The organism is Variovorax nitratireducens, from assembly GCF_051216545.1.
GTDB lineage: Bacteria > Pseudomonadota > Gammaproteobacteria > Burkholderiales > Burkholderiaceae_C > Variovorax.
The window spans coordinates 1-1,229 of record NZ_JBPJZO010000030.1; the positions used below are offsets into that span (position 1 = coordinate 1).

Annotated in this window: 1 protein-coding gene; it reads left to right on the forward strand. The window is 60.0% G+C overall.

The annotated features are described in order from the left end of the window. Positions 1-61: 61 nt before the first annotated feature. Entirely contained in the window at positions 62-1,222 is a 1,161-nt protein-coding gene (locus tag ACSFA8_RS27155; RefSeq protein WP_435482561.1) for an IS30 family transposase, read from the forward strand. The last annotated feature ends 7 nt before the right edge of the window (positions 1,223-1,229 follow it).

The window sequence follows — 1,229 nt, forward strand, 5'->3', positions numbered from 1 at the left end:
GGCGGATTCAACCGGTCGCTGCAACACACTAACCACCGCGTAGGCGGAAGGAGTGTTGCAGATGAAAAGGCGGCCACGGATCTACTATTCGGAAAGCCAGAAGGCGCTGATGTGGGAGCGCTGGAAGCAAGGCTGGACGCTGCATGAGATCGGCAAGCTCTTCGATCGACCCCACACGTCGATCCACCGGATACTTGCAGAGACAGGCGGATTCCGGCCAGCGCAGCGATCGCGCGCATCGGCTGTGCTGACGCTGGCCGAACGCGAGGAGATCTCGCGAGCGATTGCGGCAGGCGAATCGATTCGATCAACTGCAGCTCGGCTCGGTCGAGCACCATCGACGATCAGTCGAGAGATCAAGCGCAATGGAGGCGGTGAAGGCTACCGTGCAAACCAGGCCGATGAAGCGGCTTGGGATCGGGCGCGGCGCCCAAAGCGCTGCAAGCTCAGGGATAACCGCACCTTGGCGCGCGTCGTGACTGACAAGCTGCGCCTGATGTGGTCGCCGGAGCAAATCGCGGGGTGGCTCAAGCATACTTATCCGTGCGACGAGACCTTCCACGTGTCACACGAGACCATCTACCGCAGCCTGTTCATCCAAGCGCGTGGCGCCTTGAAGAAGGAGCTGCTGGAGCACCTGAGGCGGACTCGCGGGATGCGTCGATCTCGTCACTACACGCAGAAGACGGCAATTCACGGGCAGATCGTCGATGCTGTTTCGATCAGCGAGCGCCCTGCCTGCGTCGAAGACCGAGCAGTCCCTGGTCACTGGGAAGGGGACTTGGTCTTTGGAAGTGGCAATAGCCAGATTGCGACATTGGTCGAGCGCCACACGCGATACGTGATGTTAGTGAAGCTGGATGGCAAGGACTCGCAGACGGTCGTCAACGCGCTCATCAAGAACGCTCGCAAACTGCCACAGGAGCTCTACAAGTCACTGACCTGGGACAGAGGCACGGAGATGCACGGGCACAAGCAATTCACGATGGCCACCGACATCCAGGTCTACTTCTGCGACCCACGCAGCCCGTGGCAACGCGGAAGCAACGAGAACACGAATGGGTTGCTCAGGCAGTACATGCCCAAGGGCATGGACATCTCAGGCATCTCGCAGCTTCAGCTCAACGCGATCGCGAGACAATTGAACAAGAGGCCGCGCAAGACGCTTGGCTTCCAGACACCCGCTGAGATGTTCAGCCAATGTGTTGCAGCGACCGGTTGAATCCGCC